Origin of the sequence: Bacillus sp. H1a (assembly GCF_000633475.1) — a bacterium.
GTDB classification, from domain to species: Bacteria; Bacillota; Bacilli; order Bacillales; family Bacillaceae_G; genus Bacillus_A; species Bacillus_A paramycoides.
In genome coordinates this window covers 1-26,426 of the sequence record NZ_AYMH01000028.1, presented here as the reverse complement: position 1 = coordinate 26,426, position 26,426 = coordinate 1, and the positions used below count along the sequence as shown (strand labels likewise).

Annotated in this window: 21 protein-coding genes, 1 pseudogene and 2 other annotated features; of the genes and pseudogenes, 18 read left to right on the top strand and 4 right to left on the bottom strand. The window is 34.7% G+C overall.

Annotated features, from left to right (window positions below):
* Positions 1-155: 155 nt before the first annotated feature.
* The 3 genes from U860_RS0113550 to U860_RS0113540 all read left to right on the top strand — a co-directional run bounded on the left by U860_RS0113550 (position 156) and on the right by U860_RS0113540 (position 4,094).
* Positions 156-968, top strand: coding sequence for a UDP-galactose-lipid carrier transferase (locus U860_RS0113550; protein ID WP_025148945.1), 813 nt, complete (start codon positions 156-158; stop codon positions 966-968).
* Between the two features lie 503 nt (positions 969-1,471).
* The gene (locus tag U860_RS0113545; protein ID WP_025148944.1) at positions 1,472-2,656 is read left to right on the top strand and encodes a hypothetical protein; all 1,185 of its coding nucleotides are present in this window, start codon (positions 1,472-1,474) and stop codon (positions 2,654-2,656) included.
* Between the two features lie 169 nt (positions 2,657-2,825).
* Positions 2,826-4,094: an MFS transporter gene (locus U860_RS0113540; RefSeq protein WP_025148943.1), complete on the top strand. Its 1,269-nt coding sequence runs from the start codon at positions 2,826-2,828 to the stop codon at positions 4,092-4,094.
* A gap of 55 nt (positions 4,095-4,149) precedes the next feature.
* Here U860_RS0113540 and U860_RS0113535 read toward each other — a convergent pair whose 3' ends face one another.
* A complete protein-coding gene (locus U860_RS0113535; RefSeq protein WP_025148942.1) occupies positions 4,150-5,133 on the bottom strand; it encodes a ketoacyl-ACP synthase III in 984 nt (327 codons plus the stop codon).
* A gap of 180 nt (positions 5,134-5,313) precedes the next feature.
* On the opposite strand from U860_RS0113535, the gene U860_RS0113530 reads away from it, so the two are divergent.
* On the top strand, positions 5,314-5,868 hold the full coding sequence (locus tag U860_RS0113530; protein ID WP_025148941.1) for a cobalamin biosynthesis protein CbiN: 555 nt from the start codon (positions 5,314-5,316) through the stop codon (positions 5,866-5,868).
* Positions 5,869-6,350: 482 nt separating this feature from the next.
* A complete protein-coding gene (gene hflX / locus U860_RS0113525) occupies positions 6,351-7,610 on the top strand; it encodes a GTPase HflX (RefSeq protein WP_025148940.1) in 1,260 nt (419 codons plus the stop codon).
* Between the two features lie 42 nt (positions 7,611-7,652).
* Here hflX and U860_RS0113520 read toward each other — a convergent pair whose 3' ends face one another.
* Positions 7,653-9,293 (bottom strand): peptide ABC transporter substrate-binding protein, encoded by a 1,641-nt coding sequence (locus U860_RS0113520; RefSeq protein ID WP_025148939.1) that lies wholly within the window; start codon positions 9,291-9,293, stop codon positions 7,653-7,655.
* A gap of 396 nt (positions 9,294-9,689) precedes the next feature.
* Here U860_RS0113520 and U860_RS36400 point away from each other — a divergent pair.
* From U860_RS36400 to U860_RS0113485, 7 genes and pseudogenes are all read left to right on the top strand, one after another.
* A pseudogene (locus U860_RS36400) lies at positions 9,690-9,797 on the top strand (IS200/IS605 family transposase); the annotation flags it as partial.
* A gap of 28 nt (positions 9,798-9,825) precedes the next feature.
* Positions 9,826-10,905, top strand: coding sequence for an RNA-guided endonuclease TnpB family protein (locus U860_RS0113515; RefSeq protein ID WP_025148938.1), 1,080 nt, complete (start codon positions 9,826-9,828; stop codon positions 10,903-10,905).
* A gap of 203 nt (positions 10,906-11,108) precedes the next feature.
* Positions 11,109-12,320 carry an MFS transporter gene (locus U860_RS0113510; RefSeq protein ID WP_002171353.1) on the top strand — a complete coding sequence of 404 codons (1,212 nt, stop codon included), beginning with the start codon at positions 11,109-11,111 and terminating at the stop codon, positions 12,318-12,320.
* Between the two features lie 10 nt (positions 12,321-12,330).
* Positions 12,331-13,248: a cysteine synthase A gene (cysK, locus tag U860_RS0113505; RefSeq protein ID WP_025148937.1), complete on the top strand. Its 918-nt coding sequence runs from the start codon at positions 12,331-12,333 to the stop codon at positions 13,246-13,248.
* 77 nt (positions 13,249-13,325) lie between these two features.
* Complete coding sequence (locus tag U860_RS0113500; RefSeq protein ID WP_025148936.1) at positions 13,326-13,838, top strand: GNAT family N-acetyltransferase; 513 nt, start codon at positions 13,326-13,328, stop codon at positions 13,836-13,838.
* 107 nt (positions 13,839-13,945) lie between these two features.
* Positions 13,946-14,773, top strand: coding sequence for a DUF4037 domain-containing protein (locus U860_RS0113495; protein WP_025148935.1), 828 nt, complete (start codon positions 13,946-13,948; stop codon positions 14,771-14,773).
* A 408-nt stretch (positions 14,774-15,181) separates the two neighbouring features.
* On the top strand, positions 15,182-15,757 hold the full coding sequence (locus tag U860_RS0113485) for a hypothetical protein (protein ID WP_025148934.1): 576 nt from the start codon (positions 15,182-15,184) through the stop codon (positions 15,755-15,757).
* Between the two features lie 365 nt (positions 15,758-16,122).
* Here U860_RS0113485 and U860_RS0113480 read toward each other — a convergent pair whose 3' ends face one another.
* The gene (locus U860_RS0113480; RefSeq protein ID WP_025148933.1) at positions 16,123-17,757 is read right to left on the bottom strand and encodes a polysaccharide biosynthesis protein; all 1,635 of its coding nucleotides are present in this window, start codon (positions 17,755-17,757) and stop codon (positions 16,123-16,125) included.
* A 220-nt stretch (positions 17,758-17,977) separates the two neighbouring features.
* Positions 17,978-18,201 (top strand) — a binding site (T-box leader).
* A gap of 297 nt (positions 18,202-18,498) precedes the next feature.
* On the opposite strand from U860_RS0113480, the gene U860_RS0113475 reads away from it, so the two are divergent.
* The 3 genes from U860_RS0113475 to U860_RS0113460 all read left to right on the top strand — a co-directional run bounded on the left by U860_RS0113475 (position 18,499) and on the right by U860_RS0113460 (position 21,186).
* On the top strand, positions 18,499-19,836 hold the full coding sequence (locus U860_RS0113475) for a sodium-dependent transporter (RefSeq protein WP_025148932.1): 1,338 nt from the start codon (positions 18,499-18,501) through the stop codon (positions 19,834-19,836).
* Between the two features lie 308 nt (positions 19,837-20,144).
* Positions 20,145-20,408, top strand: a complete 264-nt coding sequence (locus U860_RS0113465; protein WP_002171359.1) for a CD3324 family protein — start codon at positions 20,145-20,147, stop codon at positions 20,406-20,408.
* Positions 20,409-20,544: 136 nt separating this feature from the next.
* Positions 20,545-21,186 carry an elongation factor G-binding protein gene (locus U860_RS0113460; protein ID WP_025148931.1) on the top strand — a complete coding sequence of 214 codons (642 nt, stop codon included), beginning with the start codon at positions 20,545-20,547 and terminating at the stop codon, positions 21,184-21,186.
* 261 nt (positions 21,187-21,447) lie between these two features.
* Here the strand turns inward: U860_RS0113460 and msrA are convergent, their stop codons facing one another.
* Entirely contained in the window at positions 21,448-21,984 is a 537-nt protein-coding gene (gene msrA, locus U860_RS0113455) for a peptide-methionine (S)-S-oxide reductase MsrA (RefSeq protein ID WP_025148930.1), read from the bottom strand.
* Between the two features lie 533 nt (positions 21,985-22,517).
* Here msrA and U860_RS0113450 point away from each other — a divergent pair.
* Genes U860_RS0113450 through U860_RS0113440 form a run of 3 tightly spaced genes read left to right on the top strand, consistent with a single transcriptional unit; the run spans position 22,518 to position 25,872 of the window.
* The gene (locus U860_RS0113450) at positions 22,518-23,585 is read left to right on the top strand and encodes a Fe(3+) ABC transporter substrate-binding protein (protein ID WP_025148929.1); all 1,068 of its coding nucleotides are present in this window, start codon (positions 22,518-22,520) and stop codon (positions 23,583-23,585) included.
* Between the two features lie 2 nt (positions 23,586-23,587).
* The gene (locus U860_RS0113445; protein WP_025148928.1) at positions 23,588-25,234 is read left to right on the top strand and encodes an iron ABC transporter permease; all 1,647 of its coding nucleotides are present in this window, start codon (positions 23,588-23,590) and stop codon (positions 25,232-25,234) included.
* Between the two features lie 2 nt (positions 25,235-25,236).
* The gene (locus U860_RS0113440; protein WP_025148927.1) at positions 25,237-25,872 is read left to right on the top strand and encodes an ABC transporter ATP-binding protein; all 636 of its coding nucleotides are present in this window, start codon (positions 25,237-25,239) and stop codon (positions 25,870-25,872) included.
* A gap of 304 nt (positions 25,873-26,176) precedes the next feature.
* Positions 26,177-26,422: a binding site (T-box leader), on the top strand.
* Positions 26,423-26,426 lie beyond the last annotated feature (4 nt).

Here is a 26,426-nt window from a genome sequence, read left to right as displayed (position 1 = left end):
TGGGATTAATTTATTAATATAAAGAAGAGTCTAACTTCCAAAGGATAGATGCAGGTGGAGAGGTACGAGCGTTAGTCAAAAGGAATAAGAATATGAAAAAATTCCCAATAAATATGTTAAAATAACATTGTCATATAATAAGGGGGATTTGTTTTATGGAAAAAGAGCATCTTGCTAAAGTAGATTTAACGAAAAGAATTGATTCGAAATCTAAGTACAATAAGAAACTCGAAAAATATCAAATGCGCTTATTGGCACTACAGCAAATTTTAAAAGAAGAAAAAATAGCTGTTATGCTTGTTATGGAAGGTTGGGATGCAGCAGGTAAAGGCGGAGCGATTAAGCGAGTAACTGAACATCTTGATCCGCGTGGATTTCAAGTAAATCCAATTGGGGCGCCTGCTCCTCATGAAAAGCGGTATCATTATTTACAACGTTTTTGGCGAAAACTTCCTCAGTACGGGCAAATTACTATATTCGATCGTTCATGGTACGGTCGTGTATTAGTTGAACGTGTTGAAGGATTTGCCACAAAGGAAGAGTGGACGAGAGCATATGATGAAATTAATGATTTCGAGAAACTATTAACAGATGATCACTACATAATAGGAAAGTTTTTCTATCATATTAGTAAAGACGAACAGTTAAAGCGATTTAAAGAAAGAGAGAACAATCCTCTTAAAAGATGGAAAATTACAGATGAAGATTGGCGAAATCGTGAAAAATGGGATGAGTATGTCGAAGCAATGGAAGACATGTTTGAAGAAACAAATAAGCCGAATGCTAAATGGAATATTATTGCGAGTAATGATAAATTATACGCTCGTTTGAAAACATTGAAAGTAATTATTTCATTAATTGAGGATTATTTCTTAGAACATAATATAGAATTACCTTCTTATTATTATGAAATAAAAGAAGGGAAAAAAGAGAAAATTGAGTCTATACAAGATATTGGCGCTAAATAGTATAGAAAGATTTTGTCATTATAAGAGATAGATGTGCATGAAGTATGAAGAGGAGCTATCCTATAAGTTGGTGAAACCAAATTAAAGGATAGTCTTTTTATTTACACTATTATGGAGTTATGATCTGGATTTAGTTCATTAAACTTATGACTATAATGTTTCTTATTATTAAAACTAACAAAATTTATTCCGATGTAAGGTTCCAAGTTGTCATCTACAATATTAGAGTTCACGAAGCTAATATGCTTTAATTTTGTGAACTCATTAATGAACTGTAAATTTTGTATGTTACCACATCTAGATAAAATGAGCGTTTCTAATCTTTTTAAACAACTCAAATAGTTGTGGTTTTTAATTTTACTGCAATGACCGAATTCGACGTATTTTAATGTTGAAGCGTTGTTTTCAATTTCATCAATATGTCTTAAATAACTGGGGGCAATTGAAAAATAGTATGCTTTGATATTAAAATTATTAAAAAGAGAATTTGCAAAGGAGTTAATATGAGATTTCTAATTGAATATAAAGACTTTAAAAGTAAAGAGGTAAAAAATAAAACCTTAAATGTACTTGATACATTTTTAAATGAACACTTAATTGATAAATATCATGGACAAACCTTTGATACAATTCTGGTGAGATTTATTAATAATTCACCTGCAACAAGAAAATTGAAAAATAAATCCCTTTATAAAATAATAGCTGAGATTGAATTAACAGGGGACTTTAAAAATAGTAATAAATTAAATTTTGAGGAATTTCAAATAGCGTTATTAAAAATAGAAGAAGCAATAAAAAAAGTTCGGCACGTTAAGTTGAAAGAATCTTTAGATTATAAAGAGGGTGAACTTTTAAATGATTACTATAAAACAATTGAAAAAGCACCGAAAAATTTGGAAGAGCTAAAGGGGTATGCTCGAGAAGAAGAAAAAATAAAATTTGATAATGATGCAAAACGAAGCGATTGTTTAATGTATAGGTATAAAATTAACCCAACTGAATTGAACAGAAATATAGTTGGTATTCGTATATATGACCAATTTGAAAACGGAATGTTAGCACCTTTTGATTATATTTATTCGGAGCTATTCAGTAATTTGCTGAGACGTGCTGAGGTGAAACTTCCAAATTACAGTGAAATATACGTTAATATTGGTGAAACTATAGAAGATGCAAAACAAGAAATATCATTAGAAACTTGGCATAAATACACATATGCTGCATTGAATATCTCTAAATATGTATGTAGCGACAAGTATGAAAAATCTAAAATGCTTTTTGAGAGCGTATGTGATGGATTAAGGTTAATTGCAGAGTTTGATCATTTAGAAAAAGAGAAAATAGAAAAAGTGATTAATTATATAAAAAATAATGGAGAAGATATTGATTTAGTTTATACAGCAAAGGAGAACAAAAACTATAGGGCTGAAGTTATTTATAAAGTTCCTAAAGATTATAGAGATAAAGCGGATTATAGACTTAAAGTAACAGATTTAAAATCAGGAAATGCAGTAATTGTTCATATTGATTTTATTGATATGTATTGGGCGCCGTATAGCTTTGGGAAAATATTAATAAAAAAAGATGAAATTGTTATTAAAGGAAGAGAAAGTTTCAGAGCGGAAATCTCGCGAAAACAAGATAAATTACCTTCCGAATATAGATTTAAAATTCCGGAGATTTTTTGAGTCTATTTAGTACAGATATGCCTTCGTTTCTAAAATAAGAAATGAAGGCATATCTGTATTTAAATGAGACGAATCAAGGATAAAGTAACAACTACCATTATCATTGGATATGAAACAACAATTATAGTACATTAACAAGAGATATTAGTTTCATAGGGAGGGTGAGGAAATGATAGATACAGCAAATGCTTCAATAAGTAATCATATGTATACAACAGAAGATCAACAAAAATTATATAAACGAACGTTAATAATCGTAAGCATTTCACAAATGTTTGGCGGGGCGGGGTTAGCTGCTGGAATTACAGTAGGTGCACTTCTTGCGCAGCAAATGCTTGGAACGGATGCATTTGCAGGATTACCGGCTGCTATGTTTACGTTGGGATCTGCGGTAGCGGCTTTCATAGTAGGAAAGCTTTCGCAAAGATATGGACGCCGAGTAGGACTTGCAACAGGTTTTATGGTAGGTGGACTTGGAGCTATTGGAGTTGTAATGGCAGCTTTAACAAATAGTATTATTCTCTTACTTGCTTCTTTGCTCATTTATGGTGCAGGTACAGCTACAAATCTACAAGCTCGTTATGCTGGTACGGATTTAGCGGATAAGAAACAACGAGCAACTGCTGTTAGTATTACGATGGTTATGACGACTTTCGGTGCGGTAGCAGGCCCGAATTTAGTAGGTGTAATGGGGAGTTTTGCTCATTCGATTGGAATTCCTGAACTTGCAGGTCCGTTCATCTTATCAGCAGCAGCTTTCATGCTTGCGGGTCTCGTACTTTTCGTTATGCTTCGTCCAGATCCATTAATTATTGCTAACATAATAGAAAAATATAGACAAGAACATACATATAAAGGGCATGCGGTAACAAATGAAATGGTAGAAAATAAACGGGGCATTACCGTTGGAGCAATTGTTATGATACTTACTCAAGTAGTTATGGTTGCGATTATGACTATGACCCCAGTACATATGGGACACCATGGTCATGGACTAAGTGAAGTAGGGCTTGTCATTGGATTCCATGTAGGGGCAATGTACCTTCCATCTCTTGTTACAGGAATTCTAATTGATAAAGTTGGCAGAACCGCGATGAGTATAGCTGGTGGAGTTATATTACTAGCTGCCGGTGTACTAGCTGCGATGGCACCAAACGATTCTTTAATACTATTAGTTGTAGCACTTTCTCTACTTGGATTAGGATGGAACCTTGGATTAATAAGTGGTACTGCTCAAATCGTTGATTCAACAGAGCCTTCTACACGTGCAAAAACACAAGGGAAGATAGATGTTTTTATTGCGTTGGCAGGAGCTTCTGGTGGAGCGATGTCAGGTATGATAGTAGCTAATTCAAGTTATGCGGCATTATCATTAGCTGGAGGGGCTGTAGCCTTATTACTTATTCCTGTTGTGATATGGTCTCGGAAAGGTGAATAAATTTCATGAAATTAAAAAGAGGTTCTAGTTATTTCTAGAACCTCTTTTAATACATTTAACTTAAATCCCACTCTACAATAAGCCCTAAATGCGTAAGCCCACCGCCAAATCCGTACAGTAAAAGTGTATCTCCATTATTTAATTTCCCTTCTTTTCTAGCTAAATCTAAAGCGAGTGGAATGGAGACGGAAGATGTATTCCCCATATATTCCACACTCGTTAATGTTTTTTGAATAGATATTTTTGATTTTTCGCAAATGGATTCAATCATTCGTAGGTTAGCGCTATGTGGTATGAACCAATCTATATCATCTATTTGCAAATTTGCAGTATGTAATAGTTCTTTTATGCCGTGTGGTACAGTTCGTACGGCCCATTTATATACTTCTCTTCCATTTTGAACGATCTTTTCATTTGTTTGTAGTGGTATGCCATTCATAGTAGTAGATAAATTTGTTCTGTACAGATGAATACCGCCTTCACCGTTTGTTCCCATGTGAGTAGCGATAAAACTTGGTTTGTTTTCGTCTTTTTCTAATAAAATAGCTCCAGCACCATCACCGAACAAAATACAGGTCGTTCTATCTGTGTAGTCTGTTACTTTAGATAATGTTTCAGTCGCTACGACTAGTACTTTTTTGTGGGTACCGGCAGTAATTAAGCTGTTACCGACATGTAGCCCATAAGTGAAGCCAGCACAAGTAGCGTTTAAATCAAAAGCAAGTGTATGGGGGATATTGAAGTGTTGTTGTATTTGGCAAGCAACGCTAGGAAAGACATAGTCAGCAGTTGTTGTAGCGACAATAATGCAGTCAATATCTTCTAAGCTTTTCTTATACGTTGTATATAAGTTTTCGATTGCTTTAATGGCTAAGTGAGAGGAGTATTCTTCTTCACCAGCGATTCTTCTCTCCTTCATTCCTGTTCTTTGCACAATCCATTCATCATTCGTATGGACTATCTTTTCTAAATCGTTATTAGACAATATTTGATTGGGAACATAAGTGCCAATTGCGGTAATGCGAGATTTAGAATTCATAAGAACATCTCCTAACTTATTTTTATAACCTGATACTAATATCAGGTTATAAAAATGTCAATAAAGACTTTTATTGTATTGAAACGATAATGTTTAATTTACTATGGAGGAATTTGGCGAGTGACGTAAAAATAATATACGGGAAGCTTCTAAAATTGATAATGAAGGGAGTTGAGCCCCTTGAAAAGAATTTTGCACATGTTGCCTGTTGTCATTATTTGTAGCTTTATTCTTATTATTTTTCCAGAGAAATCTTATGCTTGTGATTGTATTAACATATCAGCAGAAGAAGCGTTTCAAAAAAATGATGTAGTGTTTGAGGGGAAAGTAATTGAAGTTGGAAGGAAAGAGGGAGTTGGAACTGAAGTATTATTTGAAGTGAAGAAAATTTGGAAAGGGACAAGTTCTTCGCAAATTATTATATATACAAATGGTGGTGATTGTGTATTTCACCTTTTAGAGGGAGGAGAGTACTTAGTGTTTTCTTCTCAAAGGGGGGAAGAGAAACAATTATACACACATAGTTGCAGTGGAACGAAGAGATTAGATGAGGCAGAGATGGAGAAAAATGTTTTAAGTCATATTGCAAAAGGGTCTGTTCCATCGAAGAAAGTGAATTTAAAAGGGGATATGGTTAACGGTTTAAGCTGGTGGAAAGTTGCTATCATTTCTATAGGTGTGTTATTGATAATTGCTTTTGTTATTTTTATTGTGAGAAAAGTTCGCAAAAAATGACGATTAAAGTAAAAATACAAAGATTTTCTTTCTGTTTCTATAGGTGGTTTAATCTTGTGAAAGCGAAATACTTATGCTACACTTTATGTAACTTAAAATGAACGGAGGGGCTTCCTTTGATCTTAATCAGATTACGTCTCAATACTTTGTGCCGATAATTGAATAGCGCTCAAAGGCTCTGTCTGTGTACAGAGTGAACGGGATTGGTCTGCCTATTTTAAAGGAACCCTTTTATTAAGCTTATATGTGAAAAAGAGGGAGGGACGAATACGCCCTCTTTTTGTTTTGCCTTTATAAATAGAATGGGGTGATATAGGTGAACACTTGTTGGATACTTATACCATCTTGGGACTTTTTGACCATGTAATAGGACGAGAGCATTGCTTTCTTCTATTTCTTTGGTGAACCCTTATCCGTTTACGAAAACACAGGCAGTGACCTGTGTTTTTTATTTTGCGTAATCGAAATGGAGGAATAAATATATGGAAGAATTATTACAAAGAGCAGTTTTAGTTGGTGTAAATTTAGGTAATGAAAGTGATTTTGCATATTCGATGGAAGAGTTAGAAAATCTTGCAGGAGCTTGCGATGTAGAGGTAATTGGGCAAGTGACGCAAAATTTACAACGAGTAAATCCATCGCATTATATTGGAAAAGGAAAGATTGAAGAAGTAGCGGCCTACGTAAAAGAAATAGACGCGAATATGGTCATCTTTAATGATGAATTATCTCCATCACAAATTCGAAATCTAGAGGAAGATTTAGATTGTAAGGTTATTGATCGTACCATCTTAATTTTAGATATTTTTGCGCAACGTGCGAAAACGAAAGAAGCGCAGTTGCAAGTAGAAGTAGCGCATCTTCAGTATATGATGCCCCGTTTAATCGGTCTTCGTGAATCTTTAGGAAGACAGAGTGGTGGTGTTGGCACGAAAAATAAAGGTGTCGGTGAGAAGAAATTAGAGTTAGATCGTCGTAAAATCGAAGAGCAAATTTCAGTTTTAAATAAAGATTTAGAAGCACTTGTTGCCCAGCGTCAAACACAGCGAAAGCAACGTAAGAAAAATGAAATACCAGTTGTAGCATTAGTAGGCTATACGAACGCAGGAAAGTCAACGACGATGAATGCAATGCTTGAAATATATAATGGCACGGAAGAAAAACAAGTATTTGAAAAAGATATGTTATTTGCGACGTTAGAAACATCTGTACGAAATATTGATTTGCCAGATAATAAATCTTTTTTATTAACGGATACAGTTGGATTTGTTAGTAAATTACCGCATCATCTTGTAAAAGCTTTCCGCTCAACGTTAGAAGAAGTAGCCGAAGCGGATTTACTTATTCACGTTGTAGATTACGCAAATCCAAATTATGAACAATTAATTGATATTACAAATGAAACATTAAAGAAAATTGGCGTGGAAAATATCCCGACAATTTATGCATATAACAAATCAGATATGGTAGATGTTGAAATTCCAAAAGTACAAGAAGATCGCGTTTATTTATCAGCGAAGAAACATGTTGGAATTGAAGAGCTTGTAGAAATGATTCGCTCACATATTTATAAAGAATATACGAAGTGTGAAATGTTAATTCCGTATGATCAAGGACAGGTAGTTTCTTATTTCAATAATCATGCGCACGTTTTATCTACGAGTTATGAAAACGAAGGTACGAAAATTGCACTAGAATGTAAGACGAGTGATTATGAGAAGTATAAGCGCTTTGCTATTTAATAGAAAAAGGCGATCCTAATATGTTTTAGGATCGCCTTTTTCTTATTCTTCAATATAAGCCCATTTATAAGAGTAGATTCCAGCAAATGGACGAATAACAACACCTTGTACGGTTGGTCGTTCTAAATATACAAGTCCTGATTGGAAAATTGGAGCAATGGCTGCATCGTCTTCAATTAAAATTTTCTCAGCATCTTGGAACGCTTTCCAGCGTGCTGGTAAATCAGTTACTAAAGTAGAGCTCGTTTTTTCAATTAATTCGTCGTACTGTTTGTTTGAATAGCTCATTTTATTAAAAGGTCCATCTGTGACGAACATATTTAAAAATGTTGTAGGATCAGGATAATCTGGTCCCCATGTAGAAAGTGAAATTTCAAAGTCACCATTTCCTTCGCGATCTAAAAATGCTTTTACTGGAAGTGGTTGTAACGTGATTTTTAATCCCGGTAAATTTTTCTCGAGTTCACCCTTTAAAAACTCGCTAATTTTTTTATCGTTAGACTCATCCGTTGTTATGATTGAAAGAGAAGCATTTTGTAAATTTGTTTCTTTTTTCGCAGTTTCCCATAGTTTTTTTGCTTCTTTTACATTTGTTTCTGCTTTTACCTTACTTGTACTGCGAAAATCTTTATTGTCAGGACCTTTTACGAATCCTTTTGGAACGAAGGCATTCGCAGGTATTGAACCGTTATTTAAAATCGTTGTTGCGATTCCTTGTTTATCAAAGGCAAGAGAGATAGCTTTTCGGGCATTTTTATTTGCTAGTAAAGGATTCTTCTGACTAAAACGGAAAAATGTCATGGAAGGGCGTTCCATTTTCTTTAAGCTAGGATCCTTTTGGTATTTGTCGACAAACTCTGAATTAATCGTGATACGGTCTACTTGTTTACTTTCGAATAAATTAACAGCTGTTGAAGTATCTTTCACTATATTTACATTAATTTCATTCAATTTCACATTTTTATTATCCCAGTAATTTGGATTCTTCGTCATTTTGTAACTCGTATCATGTTTCCATTCACTTAATTGGAACGGTCCGTTATAAACTACATTTGCAGCTTCAAGTCCGTAATTTTTCCCTTGAGCTTCTACTACTTTTTTGTTTTGAGGATAAAATGTTGCAAATCCCATTAAACCTAAAAAGTATGGAACAGGGTGCTCTAACTGTACTTCTAACGTGTTATCGTCAATTGCTTTTACACCGAATGAATCGATTGGCAATTCTTTTTTATTTATTTTTTCAGCGTTTTTAATATCGAACATGATGTGTGCATATTCAGAAGCAGTTTCCAGATTTACGGCGCGCTTCCATGCGTATTCAAAATCATGAGCGGTGACTGGATCACCATTTGACCATTTTGAATCGTGTAATTTAAACGTGTATGTTTTTCCATCTTCACTTAGTTTGTATGATTCAGCAGCCGCAGGAACAGGTTTGTTATCAGGTCCAGGCATATATAATCCTTCCATTACGTTGTTTAAAGCAGCGTAAGAAAACCCATCGGTTGCGATAGATGAATCGAGTGTAGAAATTTCCCCAGATTCTACAATGTTTAATACTTGTTGTGACGATTCTTTTTTCTTTTTTCCAGTAGTTGTTGCCTCATGTTTTTGACCACATGCTGTCAAAAACATAGATAATGTGATTGAGAGTGCAACGATTCCTTTTGTTTTTTTCTTCATAGTTGACATCCTTCCCTTCATCTCTGCCTTAGTATAAAAGAAAATATAGAAAATTTCTATAAATAAATCCGATAAAACATATAGAAAAAATATATTTTATAAGAAGTTGTATTTCTGGAAAAAGAAATGAAACCAGTATAGAATGGAAATGTTTCAAAACTCAGAATTTACTCTGATTAAAGTCTTGATTTATTACAACCCTTCCCGAACGATAAAACTCATCGCCTTTAGGCATGGGATGAAAGTGAGGTTGGATACAGAGTACCACTAAAAATCGCAAGGTTCGTGGTACTTTAAGTATCCAAAGTATAGGTAGTTTCTTCCGGTCTTTTTGTTGTAATTTTTCGAAAATAAATGATATATTGTAACGAGAATCAATGATGATAGAAGAACGTTTCAAAGTGTTTGAGAGAAAAATCTCCTCGTCTCATGCAGTTGCAAAGTTTATGGACACGTTCTTATTTTGTTTCTATTGCTAGAAATGTATCAAATGAACGATGCTGAAAATCAAAAAAACAAGGGGATGAAACGTATGTCACAGACCCTAACAGTGAAAGTGAAATTGATTCCAACAATAGAACAAATCCGTTTATTGGAACAAAGTAGTCACGAATATATCAAAGTTATAAATACACTTGTATCGGAAATGGTTAAAGCAAAGAAAACTACGAAAAAAAGCACAAAAGATATTGAAGCAAATATCCCAAGTGCGGTGAAGAATCAAGCGATTAAAGACGCGAAAAGTTTGTTTGCTACAAAAGTAAAGAAAAGCCATTATAAAATCATTCCGATTCTAAAAAGACTTGTTTGTGTATGGAACAATCAAAATTATTCATTTGACTGTACTTATATTTCCATTCCATTTATGGTAAATGGAAAGTCAACTCGTTTAAAGGTTCGAGCTTTATTAACAGATAAAAATAATCGCAATTTAGATTTGTTAAAACATAAGTTAGGTACACTTCGTATCATAAAGAAATCGAATAAGTGGATGGCCCAAATAGCTGTCATGCTTCCTACAAATGAAAGGGCGGGAACGAAAATTTTAGGAGTAAACTTAGGTCTCAAGGTCCCCGCTGTAGCAATCACAGATGATGATAAGGTTCGTTTCTTTGGAAATGGTAGACAAAACAAATGTAAGAAGCGTAAGTTTCGTTGTATTCGTAAGAAATTAGGAAAAGCCAAAAAAGTGAATGCGATTCGGCGATTGGATGATAAAGAACAAAGATGGATGCAAGATAAAGACCACAAAATAAGTCGTGAAATTATTGATTTTGCGATTGCAAATCATATTTCTGTCATTCGATTAGAACAATTAACGAATATAAGACAGACGGCAAGAACAAGCCGCAAAAACGAAAAAAACCTACACACTTGGTCATTCTATCGTTTGTCAAAATTTATTGAATATAAAGCGATATTAGCTAATATTCAGGTTGAATATGTGAATCCAGCTTATACAAGTCAAAGCTGTCCGAAATGTGCTGAAAAGAACAGGGCACAAGACAGAAAGTACAAGTGTCCATGTGGGTTTGAGACACACCGTGATATCGTTGGGGCGATGAATATTCGCTACGCAACTGTGATTGATGGTAACAGTCAATCAGCCTAAGCACCTATATGGTCTGGTTTAGGAGGGGCAATGGGATGCCCTCATCTTGAAGGCTGTTCAAAACAGAAATGGACTGCGAACGCTTAGTCATTCAAGAATCCCGCCCGTAATTCCGTAAGGATTCGGGCTTGCGACTTTAGTCGTGGGAGTCTCAAACTTACTGTAATAAATATATATTTTGTAGAGGAAGGAGAGATTCATATATGCAGGCAGTTTCACAAAAAAATGCAGTAGAAACACCGACAATATACCGTATACTATTTGCAATTAGTTTCGGACATTTTTTAAATGATTCGATGCAAGCGGTTGTGCCGGCATTGTTTCCTATTTTGGAAAAAACGATGAATTTATCCTATATGCAAGTAGGATGGATTGCGTTTGCGTTAAATATGACGTCATCGATTATGCAGCCGGTTTTTGGTATGTATTCGGATAAGAAGCCGTCACCATTCTTATTACCGCTCGGTATGTTTTCGAGTATGCTTGGAATGATTGGACTCGCATTTGCACCGAATTTTATTATTGTTATTATTTCTGTTTTATTTATTGGATTAGGTTCCGCAGTCTTTCATCCAGAAGGTGCCCGAGTTGCTTATATGGCAGCAGGTGCAAAACGAGGTTTAGCACAAGCGATTTATCAAGTGGGAGGAAATACAGGGAACTCTCTAGCACCTATTTTTACAGCGCTCATTTTCGTTCCGCTCGGTCAAATTGGTTCTCTTGGTTTTACTGCTTTCGCAGCGGTAGGGATTGTATTGTTAATCTTCGTGTCAAATTGGTATAAAAATGAATTAATGAATGGTGCTGTAAGAAGAAAGAAACGAGCTGCGCTTGAGGCTGAAAATGCGATTGTAAGTACGCACATTAAATTTGTTATTTTGCTTCTTGTTTTTCTAACATTCGTACGTTCTTGGTACGGTGCTGGTATCGGGAATTTCTATCAATTTTATTTAATAGAGCATTACGGTTTATCTATAAAAAATGCACAGTATTTCGTCTTTGCTTTTATGATTGCAGGGGTATTAGGGACTTTCTTTGGTGGTCCGTTAGCAGATCGATTCGGTAAGAAAAAGATAATTGTATTTTCAATGCTCGGTTCAGCGCCGCTTGCACTTTTATTACCCCACGTTTCGCTCGTGTGGGTTGTACCGCTATTTTTATGTATCGGTTTTATTAGTTCAAGTAGTTTTAGTGTAATTGTTGTCTATGCGCAAGAGCTTGTTCCTGGAAAAGTAGGGATGGTATCAGGATTAATTGTAGGCCTTGCGTTTGGTCTTGGAGCATTAGGTGCTGTAGTTCTTGGGAAATTGGCTGATATGTATAGTCTTCAGTTTATTATGCTATTATGTAGTTGTTTACCATTAATTGGACTGACTTCATGGTTACTGCCAAATGATAAGAAAACGATAGAATAGGGGATGCGCTATGAAATTATGTGAAAACGTTACAGAATTAATAGGAGATACACCTGTCGTCCGATTATCTAAATTCATTCCAGAAGACGCAGCGGATGTGTATGTAAAACTGGAAATGTTTAATCCGTCGCGGAGTGTGAAAGACCGCGCTGCTTATAATTTACTTCATGCTGCTGAGGAAAATGGACTTATAAAACCTGGTGATACAATTATTGAACCGACAAGTGGAAATACAGGAATTGGTTTAGCGATGAATGCAGCTGCTAAAGGATATAAAGCTATTTTAATTATGCCAGATAATATGTCAAAAGAGCGTATTAATTTATTGAAAGCATACGGGGCAGAAGTAGTCTTAACACCGGCAGAACAAAGAATGCCAGGAGCAATTGCGAAGGCGGTAGAGTTACAAAAAGAAATTCCAAATAGTTTCATTCCGCAGCAATTTGAAAATCCAGCAAATCCGAATATACATCGTTATACGACTGCGCTTGAAATTTATGAACAAATGGATGGAGAGCTTGATGCATTCGTAGCGACAGCAGGAACGGGTGGAACAATTACAGGGACTGGTGAAACATTAAAAGAGAAACTACCAAACTTATATATTGCAGTAGTAGAACCGAAAGGATCACCAGTTTTATCTGGTGGTGTTCCGGGACCTCATAAACTAGTAGGAACAAGTCCTGGTTTTATTCCGAAAAACTTAAATACAGAAGTGTATAACGAAATTATTCAAATTGCAGATGAAGAGGCATTAACTACAATGAGAAATTTAGCAAAGCAAGAGGGATTACTAGTAGGGCCATCTTCAGGAGCTTCTGTTTACGCAGCAATTATGATTGCAAAACGCCTAGGTGCTGGTAAAAAAGTTTTATGTATTGCGCCTGATACAGGGGAACGTTATTTAAGTATGGGGCTATTTGAATAAAAGTGATGGAAACACCTTAATAGTGAAATAGGACTATTAAGGTGTTTGTTTTAGGTTATTAAGAGAGGAGAAGGACAATGAAACTATTAAAACCAATACATAAATATAGTGGGGAGATTATGGAGTATCGGGAAGCATTTTTACATGCAGGAGAACAACCACACGGTAGTTGTTCTTTACAAAATTTTGATTCATTTGATGAATGGTTTAAAAAAGTGAGTATACAAGAAGTAGGAGAAAACTTACCATCTAATCGAGTGCCGTCTAGTCAGTTTTTAAGTGTTGAGAATGGAAAATTAATAGGTTTTGTGAATATTCGACACCGGTTAAATCCAGAGTTATTGTTGGAAAGTGGTCATATTGGGTATAGTATTCATCCCGATGAACGTCGAAAGGGATATGCTACTAAGCAACTTCTACTTTCTTTAGCTGAAGCGGAAAAATTAGGTTTGAAGAAAGTGTTAATAACTTGTGATAAAGTGAATGTTGGTTCGGCTAAAACAATTCAAAAGGTTGGCGGTGTGTTAGAAGATGAAGTTGTTTCTTCTAATTCTGGTGAAGTTGTGCAACGTTATTGGATAAAAATTTGATTGAGTGAATTTTGAAAAGGTGAAAGTGGTAAAGGGAATGTAAGATGTGATATCGAAATAGATAAATGTAAATAAAGGAGAATGGTTCAGCTTTAGGGGGAAATGAAATGGGATTAAAAGAGAAGGCGATAGAAATTTCGGGAATTTATAGGCAAAACCCGAAAGTCGAAGCTATTATTTTAGCAGGCTCTGTAGCGAGAAAATTAGAAGATGAACATTCAGATATTGAATTGCATATATTATGGTCATCACCACCAGAGGATGAGGATCGTCAAGGGCCTATTAACAATATTGGTGGAACGATTTTATCATATCATCCTTACGAGGAAGAAGAATGGTCGGAAACGTATTTGACGAAAGAAGGAATTAAACTAGAGATTAGTAATTTTTTAACAATGACAGTAGAAAAGGTTATTTCAGAAGTTGTAGAGCAGTATGATATAAATTATGAGAAACAATGTATTGTATCATCGGTTCATGATGGTGTGAGTTTGTATGGAGAAGTGAAAGTACATGCGCTAAAAGATAGAGTTGAAGCATATCCAGAAGAACTGGCGAAAAAGATGATTTCAGAAAATCTTTGGCTAAGCAATCGTTGGCATAATCGAGAGGCTCTTTTGAAACGAAAAGATTGGCTTATGCTTTATGATGTCATTTGTGAAGTACAAAGAAATATATTTGGAGTCTTATTTGGTCTGAACCGAATGTATGTGCATCATCCTGCATTTAAATGGATGCCATACAATGTGGAACGAATGACTATTAAACCTGAAAATTTATATGAACGTATGGCGGACACGTTAATAGGGAATCCGGAATATAGTGTGCAAGAATTAGAGTTGCTAATAGGAGAAGTGGTGCAATTAGTTCATACATACGCTCCAGAAGTAACTATTGATGAGCAAGAAAAATCTATTTTTTATTTTGTGAAATAGAAAATGAAAACAAACATTTCTAACCTTGGTTCTTTTTGTATAAAGAGGCTAAAGGAGATGTTTGTTTTCTATTTTTCTATGAAGTTAAATTGTTTATTTAATTTCTTTTTTGTCTCTTCGCTCATTTCAATAATGCGAGACCAATATGCCTTTGTAATCGGATTATATTCTACTCTAACGGTGACACTCTTTTGAGAATTTATATTTAAATATCCAATAATCACTTTTGTCACCATCTTTGCAAAGTTGAACTTCTAATTAAAGAAGCGCATTACATACATAAATAAATACTGGTAAATCGTTTTGTTTTATAAAGAATTTGAAAATGATACAATTGAATTACAGGGAAAATTTGTTATTATCTATTTATTATAATTGAAATAAGAAAACAGTAATAAGGGGGAAGCTATGGGTTTTTTTAATAGGTTTTTCAAAAAAGTTGAACAAGTAAACAATCAAGAAGCAACTCTACATGAATTAAATGAAGAATTGTATGTTGAATCTCCGATAGAAGAAGCAAATGGATATTGGGTATCGATGGCACAAAATATAATTATTAATGCTGTAAAGGCGGCTGACAATAATGTGGAACGTGCATTCGTTTTACTGAACTTGAAAAAAGGTGAGGCTTCATTTGATATTTTCTATCAAATAAACGGGCAATTGTATTTTTGGGATCAGCTAGAAAATGAGACTATAAAAAATAGAATTCAGAACGAGTTGTTACCTCAAGCCTCAGAAGTTTCAAATGCAGTAAATCAGCAATTTAATGAAGCTGAACATCCTACAATTTCCTTTGCAGAATTACAATTTGAATGGGAAACAAAAGCCTGGTTTTCACATATTATCTGGGAAGATGATTCTGCCGCCCAATTGCCAAAAACTCAAATATTAAATGAGTGGTTTAACTTAATCCAAAAGGAAACTAAGAATAAACCGCTGGATAGTGACACGAAATTCTCTTGGTATCCATCAAACTCTTAAACATCTAATAGTAATTGAAAGAAGGTGGAGTTTCAAGAGTAGCATCTTGAGACTCCATTTTTATGTTGATAAGAAAAAATCTTCATGTGCTTAAAGTACTAGAAAATCTCCAAAATAAGAACGAAGCTTAATTTGCATAATCTATTTATTGTCAAAAGATATAAAAATGTTTTTGGTACTTAATAATATTCGCTTGATGGACATGTGGTAATGATAAGGAAAATGAATTTTGATGTAGAAATGTTAACTTGGGAAAGATGAATAACATCATAATGGAGATTAGATAGGAATCGTGATGCCGGTTAAGGTTCGATTGGTGAGGGCTAATAATCAGGGGGAAGAACCCCACTGATTATAGTATTATTTTATTTCACTAACTTTCCTAGTACAGGTAAACGTTGAATACGATCACCGAGAATATGAGAAGCAAGTCCGCTCGTTAATACGAATAAAAGATAAACAAGTCCTCCTGCTGCTGCGCATATAAACACAATGATCAGTGATTCTATATAAGATTGGCCAGGAATAATCCAACTTATAAATGCTCTTAATGCAATTACAACAGCAGACATTGCTGCGGAGTATATCGTAATAAGAAATACTGTTTTTGTTGTTTCACCAATTTTGAATTTCGCAAACTTAATGATGCAGTACAACATAATAATATTTGAAACGAGATATCCAAGAATTGTGCCGAGTACAGCACCGTGTCCGCCAAATAAATGTAAGAGTGGTGTGTTCACTAAAACCTTAACGAGGATACCGACTGAGAATGCAATCATTGTTTTTCTTTGATAATCAATTCCTTGTAATATAGCTGCGGAAACTGTGAAAATCGCACTTAATATAGCAGAAGGTGCAAATGAAATTAAATATTGCGATCCCCCAAGTGCAATTTCAGGATTTACATAAACCATGCGGAATGCATCGTAAGCGATACTAGCTAAACCGAATGCGGCTGGGATAGTGAAGAATAACAATACTTGGAATATCTTTGAAATTTGTTCTTGTAATTCATCTAGCTTCCCGCTTGTATAAGATTTCGTAATAGCTGGAATTATCGTTAATGAGAATCCAGTTGCAAGTGAAGCTGGAATCATAATTAACTTTTGGGCATAGTTCGTTATATAAGCAAAGACTGCATTCGCGGCTTCTAAAGGCTCTCCCATCGCTCTAAGGACATCAGCGACTGTATATTGATCTACTAGTGTATAAAGTGGAATGGCAATGCCGACAAATACTATTGGAATTGCATATCGAAGTAATTCCATATAAATATTTTTTAACGGAATATCGGATGCTCTTGACTTTAGCTCGCCTTCAGGAGGTTTTAATCCATTATATTTTTTCCAGTACAGCATTAAAATTGAGACGCTAGCAAGTGCCCCGATAACAGCACCAAATGTAGCAACTGCAACAGAAGAAGCTACTGAACCACCTAATAGTTTTGAGACGATAAAACTACCGACTAAAATGAAAACGACACGTGCAATTTGTTCTACGACTTGAGAAACGGCACTTGGCTTCATATGTTGAAAACCTTGGAAATAACCACGTGTAACACTCATAGCTGGTACGATAATAAGCGCGAAACTTAATGCTCGCATCGTAAGTGTTACATCGGCGATAAATTGTGGATCTGGTGTTTTTGAACGAATAATAAATTGTGATATGTATGGTGCTCCAATAAATAAAATTAAAAATCCTAAAAAGCCCATAAACAGCATCAATTTTACGCTAGAGTTGTATAATTTTTTACTTGTACTATAATCACCAAGCGCATTATGCTTTGCAACAAATTTGGAGACGGCAATAGGAATACCAGCTGTTGAAAAACTTAATAAAATACCGTACCAAGAGTATGCATATCCGTATAAAGCGACCCCTTGCGTTCCAACTAATAATTGAAAAGGGAAGAAGTATATAAAACCTAAAATTCGTGAAATCATTGTTGCACCACTTAATAAAGCAGTGCCTTTTAAAACTTTTGAAGTAGACAAAATCCTTTCCTCCTACTCGTGCTGTCTTGCATTCATCGTATACTACTATAAACCTGCTAGAGAAGTTAATACAGTATAAACCATAAATGTTCTAATACTATTCATACAAAAGTCATATTTTGAATTTTTAAATAGAATGTAATACATAAAAATTCAAAATATGAGTTGACACTATTTTTAATGTATGATAAAAATGATAGTAATCAATTCGGAAAATAATATTTGGGCAATGAAAGGGTATAGTAGTGAAAATCTCCCTATTTTAGAGAGCTGATGGTTGGTGTGAATCAGTATATAGATTATTCATGAAGTTCGTCCTGGAGCATCTTTCATAAATCTTACATTGTGAGGAAATGAAAGACGGTAGTGCATACCGTTATCAAATAAAGTGGTGAAGATTTTTTTCACAACTAGGGTGGTACCGCGATATATATCGTCCCTACGTATTTACGTAGGGACGTTTTTTATTTAGGTCTTACTTAGTTGTGTCTTCATAACTAGGGTGGTACCGCGATATTTTATCGTCCCTACGTATTTACGTAGGGGCGTTTTTATTTAGGTCTTACTTTTGGTGTATCTTCATAACTAGGGTGGTACCGCGATATTTTTGTCGTCCCTACGTGTTTACGTAGGGGCGTTTTTTATTAGGGAGGAAGGGAGTGTATTAGAAAAAAGTATTGATAGAACAATATAAATACCGAATTGTAAAACAGAAAAAAGATAAAGAGAGGAGATAAACAAATGAATTCACAGCAATGGACATCGAAATTAGGCTTCATATTAGCTGCAGCAGGTTCAGCAATTGGTCTTGGGGCGATTTGGAAATTCCCGTATATGGCCGGCATCGGAGGAGGCGGCGCGTTCTTCCTTATTTTCATTGGTTTCACATTATTAATTGGTTTACCGCTATTATTAGCCGAATTCGTTATTGGAAGAAGTACACAAAAAGAGGCCGTTGATGCGTACAGAGAAATTGCGCCTAAAACGCTATGGCCGTGGTTAGGTAAGTTGGGGATTGTAACATGTTTCATATTACTTTCTTTCTACAGTGTTGTAGGAGGTTGGATTCTATTATATTTATGGAATGCAATTACAGGTAGACTATGGGAAGGAAATGGGGCATACGAAGCTACGTTTGGTGAAATCATTTCCAATCCGTATTTAGCGGTTGGATCACAGCTATTATTCATCCTTATTACTATTTTTATCGTAAGTAAAGGTGTACAAAATGGTGTTGAAAAAGTAAATAAATATTTCATGCCAGCACTATTCGTTTTATTCTTTGTATTAATTGTTCGTGCACTTACATTAGACGGTGCTGGAGAAGGAGTTCGCTTCTTCTTGCAACCTGATTTCTCAAACGTAACGTCAGAAATTATTTTATATGCAATGGGGCAATCGTTCTTCTCGCTATCTGTCGGTGTAGCTGTTATGGTAACGTATAGCTCATACTTACCGAAAGAAGAAAGTTTACCGCGTTCAGCATTTTCTATTGTAGCTTTGACGCTTGTTATTACATTACTTGCAGGACTTGCAATTTTCCCAGTTGTGTTCGCATTTGGAATGGAACCATCTCAAGGACCGGGGCTATTATTTATCGTATTGCCAGCTATTTTTAGTAAAATGGCGTTCGGAAAATTATTCTTCATCGTTTTTTTATTACTATTCTTCTTTGCTACTATTACATCAGCAATTTCGATGTTAGAAATTAGTGTTGCGTCATTAACATCAAAAGGTAAAGGGAAACGCGAAAAAATGGCCTTAATAGTTGGGTTATTAATCTTCGTTGTTGGTGTACCATCAGCATTATCATTCGGGATTTTAAGTGATCTCAAGATTTTTGGAAAGACTGTCTTTGATTTAGCAGATTATGCGGTTAGTAACGTATTAATGCCACTAGGCGTATTACTGGTTTCCATCTTCGTTCCTTTAAAAATGAAGAAGGATGTATTAATGAAAGAGCTTGGCGTAAGTAAAAATAAAGGCTATAAACTATTCGTATTATGGTTATTCTTACTTCGCTATATTGCACCAATTGCGATTATTATCGTATTCCTAAATGTATTAGGAATCATTTAATCTAAAGCGCTAGTCTATCGTTTTAACGAAAGGCTAGCGCTTTTTCTTTAAGAAAGCATGGAAGGTGCAAGGTGAGAGGATTTGTCATATAATAAAATGCAAAAGGTATATTAGGAGGTGTTTATATGGCGATTATAATTCAATTGCCAGACACTGCAACGTCTCATGCAAAGCCAAGTATGGAAATGGCGATACTTTGCGTGAGGTAGACAAGTAATATACAATCGCCCAAATGAGCTCGTATCATTTTTTATATTTGGCTTTGCACCTTATTGAAATGAACCATAAAAAATAAGGGGCGAGCAGAAATGAAATACGTAAAAGCTGCGACTGTTTTACCAGAAAGTTTAATTATTGAAATTCAAAAGTATGTACAAGGTGAAACAATTTACATTCCAAAACAAGAAACGGAACATTATAAATGGGGTACACAATCTGGAGGAAGAAAGCAATTAGATGAACGAAATAAAGCAATTAAGGATGCGTTTAAAAGTGGAATTGCTATTCATCAACTTGCTGAAAAGTATTTTCTGTCCGGGGAAACGATTAAGAAAATCGTGTATTCTAAATAAGGAAGCCGCCTCTAATGGGAAACCTAGAGGCGGTTTTGTTATGTAAAGTTCTTTTGTAAATCGTCTTTTACATACCGTAAAACATGATTATTGTATACAATGATACTAGATCAACAATTTGTATGGAGTGATAAAGATGGAAGCTTTTATTAGAAGTGATCAATATAATTTTATAAAATCACAAGCTTATATTTTAGCAAATGGACATGCGACAGCAAATGATCGAGGGGTTATTGCGGCACTGAAATCTCTTGCTATTGAAAAAGTACTAAATGTCTTTGAGAATTTGGCTACCGAACAAAAAGAGTTAATTGATATGGTATTAACAGTCGAAAATAGAGAAGATGCAGAATCATTTTTACTGAAAATAAATCCGTATGTAATTCCGTTTCAGGAAGTTACAGCACAAACGTTAAAAAAATTATTCCCTAAGGCAAAAAAATTAAAACTTCCTGATATGGAAGAAATCAATATGAAAGAAATATCTTATTTGGGCTGGATTGATAAAGGCTCGAGCAGGAAATTTATTATAGCGAAAAACAATAAAAATAAGTTTGTTGGTCTACAAGGAACATTCCAAAGTATAAATAAAAAAAGTATTTGTTCATTATGTCATGGGCATGAAGAAGTAGGAATGTTCTTAGTTGAGATAAAGGGTGATGTACCGGGAACTTTCGTTAAAAAGGGGAATTATATTTGTAAAGATAGTGTAGCTTGTAATCATAATATGAAATCACTTGATAAGTTGAACGATTTTATTGAGAGATTGAAAAAGTAATTCTAGAAATAAGTATGCATTACAATGGAGCCTTCAGGAAATGAACTGGAGGTTTTTTCATGTTTATTGGAGAAAGGTATTTCTGTGGAAAAATAAAAGTGAGGTGAGGACAGATAATGTCAGCTAAGAAAAGAAGGGTGATAAATGAATTAAAGCTTTGGACATTAACAGTAATCGTTCTTATCATCGTTTTGTATTTCTTCCAAAGATAATAAAACTCCATGCTTTTTCAAAAAGATGAAAAAACATGGAGAGAGTGTGTTATTTTTTTGACCAATTTTCTTTAATAAATTCTTCACGCCCAGATTCTTTTTGCTCGGTAGCATATTTCTCTGGATTCTTTTTATAGAAATGTTGGTGGTATTCCTCTGCTTCACAAAAAGGTGCAGCTGAGCGAATTTCAGTCACGATAGGATCTTTAAATATACCGCTTTCTGCTAGAGTTTGCTTCGATTTTTCTGCAAGCTCTTTTTGTGTTTCATTATGATAAAAAATTGCTGTGCGGTAAGAGGGGCCGCGATCGAAAAATTGCCCACCATCATCAGTTGGATCAATTTGTGGCCAATATAAATCAAGTAATTTTTGATACGGGAAAATAGAAGGATCGAATGTAATTTGAACGACTTCTAAATGTCCTGATATCCCTGATTTTACTTGTTCGTATGTTGGATTTTCAATGTGACCGCCTGCGTATCCAGAAATGACTTTTTGGATGCCAGGAAGTTCATCAAATGGTTTTACCATACACCAAAAACAACCGCCTGCAAAGGTAGCGAGTTCGTATGTTTTTTCAGACATTGCTGTAATCCTCCTAAATATATATGTTTTATATAGTATTATATAGTTGGTTTTATTACGCAATAAAAAAGATTTGAAAATATATGTTTTTTATACGAAAGATTCTCTGCCCACATCAATTTATTGACCGTTTCTCAGTAACAATCAGAGGGAAAAGAAAATCAGTAGTATAGGTACGCTTCTACTCCTCCTAGGTAATTGAAAGCTTTAATGTTAGTAGCCTACGCGTTTATTGTTGCATGCATAAAGAATATTGATAAAAGCGTCCTGTGAAAAACTTGACGAAATATTTTATCAAGTTTTTTATTCACGTAATAATTAATACATATAATGTAGTAATTGTGTGAATTCTTCTACATTATATATATGGATATAGAAGAAGTAAATATTTTGTCATCAATTGTAGAAAAAATGTTAAAATTCTGCATGTAAATGCTTCCGAATATAGATTGGTAATTGAATTATAGTTTTCTATAATTTATATTGATAAAGATTATCAATATCTTTAGGGGAGAATAGGGAGGATTACAAACATGAAGAAGTTGTTATCAGTTTCTTTAGCTGCCATGATGGCATTAGGGACATTGGCAGGATGCGCGTCAAAAAAAGAGGAAGACGTAGCGGCTAAAACAAAGAAAAAAGAAGAGAGTAAAATAGTAAACGTTTATACAGCACGTCACTATGAATCGGATGATAAATTATTCGAATCCTTTACAGCAGACACAGGTGTTAAAGTTAATGTTGTAAAAGGAAAAGCAGAAGAATTAATTGAACGTTTAAAACGAGAAGGGGAAAGCACTGAAGCTGATTTATTTATTACAGTGGATGGTGGTGTGTTGAATACAGCTAAGAAAAATGGCGTATTACAACCAGTAAGTTCTAAAGAAATTGATAAAAACGTTCCAAAAAATTTACGTGATAAAGATAATGAATGGATTGGTCTTGCGACACGAGCTCGTGTTCTTGTTTATGCAAAGGACCGTGTGAAGCCAGAACAATTGTCTACATATGAGGATATTGCAACAGCGAACTGGAAAGGGAAAGTGTTAGCAAGATCTTCTACAAGTTTATATAACCAATCATTATTAGCTTCATTTATTGCATTAAATGGTGAGCAAAAGGCAGAGGAATGGGCAAAGGGTATTGTTGAAAACTTTGCACAGGATCCACAGGGCGGCGATCGTGATCAAGCGAAAGCAGTTGTTGCTGGTAAAGCGGATGTCGCAATTATGAATACGTATTACGTTGGATTATTAGCGAATTCTCAAGATCCAGAAGAAGTAAAGGTCGCGGAAAAGTTAGGTGTATTCTTCCCTAACCAAGATACAACAGGTACACACGTTAACATTAGTGGCGCTGGTTTAGTAAAACATAGTAAAAATAAAGAAAATGCAGTGAAATTAATCGAATACTTCACAAGTGAAAAAGCACAAACAGAATTATCAAAAGCAAACTTTGAATTCCCAGTTAATAAAAAAGCAGAAATGCCAGAGTTATTAAAATCATGGGGTACATTTAAAACGCAAAAAATAGACTTTGCTGTACTAGGTGAAAATAACGCGAAAGCAACACAAATCTTTAATAAAGTGGGTTGGAAATAAACATGAAAAAACAGCATTTCTTACGAATGCTGAAACAAAATATGAACAGTTGGGTAGCCATTAGCCTCGTTGGAGTAGCTATTGTTTTGCTACCCAATTTTTTCATTGTGATCAGTTTGTTTCAGAAGGTTAACGAGAATTGGCAGCACATTAAAGATTATATGTTACGTGATTACATATGGAATACTTTGCAATTAGCTTTTTTCACCGGGATATGTACGATTATTGTCGGTGTGACACTTGCTTGGCTAGTCGCGGCATATGATTTTCCACTAAAAAAGCTATTTCGATGGATGTTTGTGTTACCTTTAGCGATTCCGCCTTATATTGCAGCCTATACATATAGTGGAATGCTAAGTTATACAGGAGTTGTGCAACGTTTCTTTCGTAATACGTTAGAATGGAAGGTAGATACATCGTATTTCAATATTATGTCGATTCAAGGTGCCGTATTTATTTTTACGATAACTTTGTTTCCTTATGTATATATCATTACAAAGTCGTATTTAGAAAATCAAAGTGCTTCGTTAATAGAAAATGCACGTTTACTAGGGAAAAACCAATGGCAAGTATTCTATCAGGTTGTATTACCTATTTCACAAGTCGCAATCGTTGGAGGAGTAAGTTTAGTAATATTAGAGGTGCTAAATGATTACGGAGTAGCAAGTTATTTTGGGATTCAAACTTTTTCAACAGCAATTTTTCAGACTTGGTTTGGAATGTATGATGTGGATTCGGCGGTTAGGCTTGCAGCGATTTTAATGGTTGGAGTTATTACTTTCTTATTCATTGAAAAACTATTACGAAACCGTAAAAAGTTTAGTGCTACAACGAGTAAGACAAAGGCGTTAACACCAATTCGATTAAAAGGATGGAAAGGCTTATTAGCGTTGTCGTATTGTGTATTGATTTTCTCCTTTTCATTTGCTATTCCGTTCATACAAATGATTTCATGGGCGTTATTAACGTATGAAAGTGTGTTACAGACACAATTTATTGAATTAATAAAGAATACATTGTTTGTAGCATTGCTAGCAACAACAATTATTATTGTTCTTTCTATTATGATTGCAAATGTGTGTCGTGTTCAAAAAAATTCATTTTCCAACGTATTAACAAGGTTTGTTTCAATTGGTTACTCTATTCCTGGTGCCGTATTAGCTATTGGTGTACTTACATTATTTATTTCAGTAGATAAAGGGTTATCTACACTATATGAATGGGTAGGTACAGATCGAAAACTTGTCTTAAGTTTATCGATAGTTATGGTCATTTTTGCTTATGTAATACGATACTTAGCAATCGGATTTAATTCTATTGAAGCTGGTTTTGAAAAAATGGGGACGAAGTATTATGAAGCATCACGTATGCTAGGGTTTGGGATGACAAAAACCTTTATCAAAGTGGATTTACCACTTATGAAAGGTACTATTATTAGCGGTTTTATTCTTACTTTTGTAGATATTATGAAAGAACTTCCGTTAACGTTAATTTTACGCCCATTCAATTTTGATACGTTAGCAACGAAAACATATCAATTTGCAAGTGATGAGCGAATACAGGAAGCATCAATTCCAGCGTTAATTATTGTTTTGATTAGTATGGTATCAGTATATATCTTTTATCGTTTAGAGAAGAAGGAGGCGTAGTAATGTTTTTTGAAATGAATAATCTTAGCTTCCGTTATAAAAATGCAAAACAAGATGTTATTGATGGGCTGTCTATTTCAATTGAAAAAGGTGAAATTGTTGGGATTCTCGGGAAAAGTGGCAGTGGGAAAAGTACATTACTTCGCCTAATTGCAGGATTAGAGTACCCTTCATCAGGGAGCATTGAAATAAAGAATAAAACGATTGTAGATGATGAACATTTTCTTGTTCCAGAAAAACGAGAAGTGGGAATGGTCTTTCAAGACTATGCATTGTTTCCGCATTTAACGGTGGAGAAAAATATTAAGTTTGGTTTACATCATTTCTCAAAGAGTGAGCAAAAGAATCGATTGCTACATATGCTAGAGCTTATTGATTTAAAAGGATTTGAAAAGCGTTATCCATATGAATTAAGCGGTGGACAGCAGCAGCGTGTGGCGTTAGCGCGTGCGCTAGCACCTAATCCATCCATCCTTTTAATGGATGAACCATTCAGTAATCTAGATGCAGATTTAAGAGGAAAGATTCGTCAAGAATTGAAGAATATATTAAAAAAAGAAGGAATGACATGTATTTTTGTTACACATGATCGAGAGGATGTAAATGCTATTTGTGACCGAGTAATAAATATGGAGTAAAGTATGATCGGAAAGATACTTCCGTTGAAAAGAAGATGTAGATGAATTGTATCGAAAAATTTATACCCCCCTGATTTCTCATACGTAATGAGAATCAGGGGGGTATAAATAAAGAATAACGTGAAAACAAGCATTTGATATCAAAAGTAAATAAAATTTTGTTTAGGTGTGATTCAAAATGTTAGTTGGATGAAGGTTAAGTTTATTAAAAAATTCAAAAAATATATTGACAATGAAAAGAACAAAGTCCTATAATACGTTTAATAAATAAAAGTTAATTAAGAATCTTCTGACTTTATATTTTATATATGCAAAGAAGAGGAAAGTAGATGATTATGATCGTTTCAGAGAGCTGCTCCAAGGCTGTGAGAGTAGTAACAATCGAATCATTGAAGATCACCTCGGAGCATCGCTTGCGAAAGGGAAACTGAGTAGAGGGCGGCGGCATCGTCTCCGGTAAAAGGACGGGGGTCTGATTGGACCTACAGAGCTTATATTTCGTGAGAAGTGTAAGGAAGCTGAGTGGTAACGCGAAACTCTCGCCTCAGCAATCA